The sequence below is a fragment of the Actinomycetospora sp. genome (assembly GCF_055612215.1).
The window spans coordinates 1-5,030 of the sequence record NZ_JBVPVA010000737.1 but is presented as its reverse complement, the minus strand read 5'-3'; the positions used below and the strand labels follow the sequence as shown (position 1 = coordinate 5,030).

The 5,030-nt window shown below is 75.0% G+C and carries 6 protein-coding genes and 1 pseudogene; 2 read left to right on the top strand and 5 right to left on the bottom strand.

The annotated features are described in order from the left end of the window. Window positions 1-668 (bottom strand): annotated as a pseudogene (locus AC0CYZ_RS20100) (hypothetical protein); the annotation flags it as partial. Between the two features lie 230 nt (window positions 669-898). On the opposite strand from AC0CYZ_RS20100, the gene AC0CYZ_RS20095 reads away from it, so the two are divergent. Continuing rightward, entirely contained in the window at window positions 899-1,660 is a 762-nt protein-coding gene (locus AC0CYZ_RS20095) for an SGNH/GDSL hydrolase family protein (RefSeq protein ID WP_472218535.1), read from the top strand. Between the two features lie 110 nt (window positions 1,661-1,770). Here the strand turns inward: AC0CYZ_RS20095 and AC0CYZ_RS20090 are convergent, their stop codons facing one another. The 3 genes from AC0CYZ_RS20090 to AC0CYZ_RS20080 all read right to left on the bottom strand — a co-directional run bounded on the left by AC0CYZ_RS20090 (window position 1,771) and on the right by AC0CYZ_RS20080 (window position 3,677). Then, the gene (locus AC0CYZ_RS20090; protein ID WP_472218534.1) at window positions 1,771-2,466 is read right to left on the bottom strand and encodes a DUF3159 domain-containing protein; all 696 of its coding nucleotides are present in this window, start codon (window positions 2,464-2,466) and stop codon (window positions 1,771-1,773) included. Window positions 2,467-2,506: 40 nt separating this feature from the next. Beyond that, entirely contained in the window at window positions 2,507-2,956 is a 450-nt protein-coding gene (locus AC0CYZ_RS20085; protein WP_472218532.1) for a VOC family protein, read from the bottom strand. Window positions 2,957-3,020: 64 nt separating this feature from the next. After that, a complete protein-coding gene (locus tag AC0CYZ_RS20080; RefSeq protein WP_472218530.1) occupies window positions 3,021-3,677 on the bottom strand; it encodes a TetR/AcrR family transcriptional regulator in 657 nt (218 codons plus the stop codon). Between the two features lie 75 nt (window positions 3,678-3,752). Between AC0CYZ_RS20080 and AC0CYZ_RS20075 the strand changes: the two genes are divergently transcribed. Beyond that, window positions 3,753-4,634, top strand: a complete 882-nt coding sequence (locus tag AC0CYZ_RS20075) for an AurF N-oxygenase family protein (protein WP_472218528.1) — start codon at window positions 3,753-3,755, stop codon at window positions 4,632-4,634. Between the two features lie 104 nt (window positions 4,635-4,738). Here the strand turns inward: AC0CYZ_RS20075 and AC0CYZ_RS20070 are convergent. Further along, a partial coding sequence (locus AC0CYZ_RS20070) for a TauD/TfdA family dioxygenase (RefSeq protein ID WP_472218526.1) occupies window positions 4,739-5,030 on the bottom strand: 292 nt, incomplete at its 5' end.

The window sequence follows — 5,030 nt, the reverse complement described above, 5'->3', positions numbered from 1 at the left end:
GTCGGGTCCGGGCCGGTCGACAGCGGACGGCCGGTGGCGTCGAGACGGGTGGTGACCGTGCGGCCGCCGGCGCGCAGCTGCTGGGGCGCACCGGGTGCCGGGATGCCCGCCTGCGGGGTCGGCTGCGGTGTCGGCTGGGGCGCGCCGACCTGGCGGCGCCCGGGCGCGAGCCCGCCGTCGGGGAGGCGGTGGGTGGGCAGCGGCGCGGCCCCGGGCCGGTTGGGCGGTCCGGCGGGCCCCGGTGTGCCGGGCGGGCGTGCCCCGGGCGCGCCGGGACGGCCCGGCGCGGCCAACCGGCCGGGGCCACCGAGGGTGCCCGGCCGGGCCGGGGCAGCGGCGGGGATGCCGTCGCCGGTGACCTTGGCGACGGCCTGCGCGACCTTCGTGCCGGCGGCCGCGTTGACCACGAGCCGGTCCTTGACCGCGTCCCGGGTGCGCTCGAGCGAGCGCTGGTAGAGCGACGAGCCGACCGTGGAGATGATCGACGCGACGGCCGCGCCGCCGATCGTCCCCGCGACGCCGAGGAACGACCCGAGGATCGCCGCCGTCGCCGCGGCCAGGGCGCCGGCCATGATCTGCGGGATCGACAGACCTGACGACTTGACCGCCGGGGAGTCGTCCTCCGGCGTCGCGCCACCGCCTGTCGTTCTCGTGGAGATCTGTGCCATGGCTCCCAGGGCTCGTCGTCACATCGGGGTCATACGGGCCGGATCCGGACAGCCGACGTCGTGCCCGCTCGTGCGGATCCGTCTGTCCAGACGTCCCCCAGGGTGCCAGCGTGGCCTCCCGGTGAGGACCTTCACCCCCCACGCAGTCGGAGATGGGTCGACTCGGCCCAGCGCCGTAGTCCGGTCGGGGCATCGTCATGGGGTCAGACGCCGCCGAGGATGATCGGGTCATGTCCTGGAGCACCTTCGTCGCCGTGGGCGACAGCTTCACCGAGGGAGTCGGCGACCTCGACCCGCGGACCGGCACCGAGCGCGGCTGGGCCGACCGGGTGGCGGAGGCGCTGGCGGCGCGGTCGCCGGACCTGCGCTACGCCAACCTCGCCGTCCGCGGCCAGCTGCTCGACCGGATCGTCGCCACCCAGGTCGGGCCCGCGCTGGCGATGTCCCCGGACCTGGTCAGCATCTGCGCGGCCGGGAACGACCTGCTGCGCCCCTCCGCGCGGCCGGCCGACCTCGCCCACCGTTTCGAGGCGGCGGTCGCGCAGCTGCGGGCGTCGGGCGCGGACGTCCTGGTCTTCACCGGCTTCAACACCCGCGCGACGCCCGTCGTCGACCTGGTGGGCCGGCGGCTCGCGACGATGAACGAGTACATCCGCGGGATCGCGCGACGGCAGGGCGCCCTTCTGGTCGACCTGTGGGAGATGGACACCCTGGCCGACCCGCGGGCGCGTGCCGCCGACCGCCTGCACCTCAATCCCGAGGGCCACCGGCGGGTCGCGGCCCGGGTGTGCGAGGTCCTCGGCGTGACCCCCGACACCGACTGGCGGGAGCCGTGGCCGCCGGAGGACCCGACGCCATGGGTCCGCCGCCGCGAGGAGGACCTGCGCTGGGCGCGGGCGCACCTGCTGCCGTGGGTGACCCGGCGGGTCCAGGGCCGCAGCACCGGGGACGGCCGGCCCCCGAAGCGTCCGGAGCCCGCGCCGGTCCGCTGAACGGCTCTTCTCTGAGTGCAAGCGAAGCGTCGACGCTTGCACCCAGTGGCAGTAAAGCCCCGTCGTCGGGGTCGGCAGAGCCCCGTCGTCGGGCCGGCAGAGCCCCGTCGTCAGGTCGGCCCGGCCACATCCGACGTCGCCGGTACGAACCCGCCCTCGACCGGGTGCCGCGGCCCGGGATGCCCCGGCGGCAGCGCCGAGCGCACCAGCGGCCACGACCCGAGCGCGCACACCAGCACGAGCGGCCACGTCAGGACCACCTGCGCGATCCCCAGGGCAACCACCTGGTCGGCGAACCAGAGCGGCAGCAGCACCACGATCCGCACGAGGTACTGCGCCGCCCACAGCCAGCTCGCCCGGGAGTAGCCGCGCACCAGGTCCGGGTCGTCGCGCCACGCCCGCGGCCGGCCCAGCGCGGTGCTGACGACGAGCCCGAGCAGCGGCCAGCGGACCGCGATCGAGACGAGCCAGGCGGCGAGGCTCCCGCCGTTGGCGATGATGCGCGGGAGGAAGAAGTCCTCGGCCCGGCCGGTGTAGAGCGCGATGAGGGTCGCGGCGACGGCGATCAGCAGGCCGACCGACGCGGCCCGGGGCCGCTCCCCGCCGCGCCACCGGACGACCGCGATCACCCCGGCCACGACGACCGCCCCGAGCCCGCCGAGCAGGATCGGCTCCGGTCCGCCCACCGCCTGCGCGACCAGCCACACGAGGACGAACGCCGCGGTCGGCAGCGCCGCGTCGGCCATCCCGCGCCCGCTGCCCGCGAGGGCCTCGAGGATCGGGTCGTCCCGCCGCCCACGCCGCACGCGATCCACTCTAGGTGAGGGCGCCCTCACCCCGGCGCGACTACGGGCTCGTGGCCGGCGCGATCCCGCGGCGCAGCATCTCGGCCCGGAACTCCGGCGAGGGGGTGCACGGCGTCGAGACGTCCACGAGCAGGCCGTTCGGGTCGGTCACGAGCATCCGGCGCCGGCCGTAGAACTGGTCGCGCGGCGGCGCCACCACTGGGACGCCCTGGCGCCGGGCCTCGACGTGGAACGCGTCGACGTCGTCGACGACGAAGGTCAGGACGATGCCCGCGGGGTCGGCCCGGTAGGGCGGCGGGACGATCTCGTGGCCGACCGCCCAGATGCCGAGCTCGCACGTCGGCTGACCCTCGGCGTCGGGCGGCGTCGCGAGCGCGACGTAGTAGTCGCTGTCGAAGGCGACGTGGAAGCCCAGCAGCGACACGTAGAAGTCGCGCGTCTCGGGCAGGCGGTCGGACAGGATGGTCGGGAACGACCGAACCAGCGCCATCGGGGCCTCCTCGCGGGTCGGTCACATCATGGGCGATGGGTCCGACGGCCTCGACGAGCAGGGGTCACGACGCGGTCTCGGCCCCTACCCGGTTGAGCGCGTTCATCACGCGGCTGCCGACGGTCACGCGGATCACGGCCCAGCACGCCTCGGTCAGCTGGGCCCCGAGGGCCTCGACGTCGGCGTCGTGGGGCTCGTCGAGCCAGTGCGCCGCGGCCGCGTCCACCATCCCGACGAGGCCGTAGGCCAGCGGGTGCGCCGTGGCCGCCGGGATCTCCGCGCCGAGCGACCCGTCGACGAGCATCCGCGCCACGTGCAGGGAGACCACGCCCCGGACGTTCGTGCTCGCCGTCTCCACCGAGTCGCTCGAGGGCAGCGAGTTCCGCTTGAGGTAGTGGTAGACGTTCTCGTGCGAGGAGAGCCAGCGCAGGTGCGCGGCGATCGCGCGCTCGAGCATCTCGCGCGGCCGGCCCGACGGGCGCCACACCGGCTCCAGCTCGGTGACCAGCCGCTCGACGCTGCGGGCGGCGATCGCGGCCTGGAGGTCGTCCTTGCCGTCGAAGTGCCGGTAGAGGCCGGGACGCGAGACGCCCGCCCGGGCGGCGATCTGCTCGGTGGTGACCTCGGGCCCGTGCTCCTCGATCGCGCACACGGCGGCGTCGACCAGCTCGAGGCGTCGAGCCTCCCGGTGACCTGCCCAGCGCCGCGTCCTGCCGTCCATGGTCCGACCAGCGTCCTCCCGGTTCGCGGTACCGACAACTATGCGGAACAAGCTGTACGGGATACATTGTGTCACATGACGGCTCTCGACCGGGACCGCTCCGCGGCCCGCCTGCTCACGGCCAGCGCGCGGCACACCCTCGACCCGGCCCTCGAGGTGGACTGGGCGGCCCCCGTCGACCCGCAGGGCTGGGCCGTCGCGCCGGAGCGGATCTCGCTCTACGGCACCGCGCTGTGGGACGACCTCGACGACGACGCCCGGCGCACCCTGGCGCGCCACGAGGCGGCCAGCCTGCTCTCGGTGGGCCTCTGGTTCGAGGTCCTGCTCATGCAGATGCTGGTCCGCCACGCCTTCGACCTCGACCTGCGCCGCCCCCACGCGCAGTACGCGCTCACCGAGGTCGGCGACGAGACCCGCCACTCGGTGATGTTCGCCAAGGCCGTCGACGCCCTGGGCTGCCCGGACTACCGCCCCCACGGCCCACTCCACCGCCTCGGCGGCTGGTACGGCCACCTCGGCGCGGGCGCGAGCATGTTCGCGTCGGTCCTCGTCGCCGAGGAGGCCACCGACCGGTTGCAGCGCGAGTCGATGCACGACGAGCGCGTGCTCCCGCTGATGCGCTCGGTCGCGCGGGTGCACGTCGTGGAGGAGGCGCGCCACGTGCGCTTCGCCCGCGAGGAGCTGGCCCGCCTCGTCCCGACGCTGTCGCGGGCCCAGCTCGAGAAGGAGCGGTGGCTGACGGCGCTGGTGAGCACCGAGGTCGTCAACTCGCTCTGGCAGGCGCGGATCTACCGCAGCGTCGGCCTCTCCGGCCGCGTCGGGCGCGCGGCGGCGCTGGCGAACCCGCACCACCGCGCGACCAAGCGCTACATGCTCGAGAAGGTCCTCGGCTTCCTGACCGAGGTCGGCATGGTCGGCGGCTCCTCGGAGCGCCTCTGGCAGCGGGTGCTCGCCTGATTGCCGCGGCCCTCCGCCTCCCGCGCCGCCGGAACGAACGACTCGTTCGTGCAGCTAGACGCCACGAACGAGTCGTTCGTTACGCGCGGGGGGCCGGGAGCGGCTCAGAACGGGACGTCGCCGCGGATCGCGACCCGCTCGGCCACGCGCACGTGCGAGCCGTAGTCGCCGACCGCGTAGTGCTGCGTCGCCCGGTTGTCCCAGAACGCCACGGTGCCCTCGGTCCAGCGGTACCGGACCTGGAACTCCGGGGTGTGCGCCTGGGCGAAGAGGTGGCGCAGCAGCGCGTCCGACTCCGCCGGCGCCATCCCGACGATCCGGGTCGTGAAGGCCGCGTTGACGAAGAGCGTGCGGCGCCCGGTCTCCGGATGGGTCCGCACGACGGGGTGGGTCACC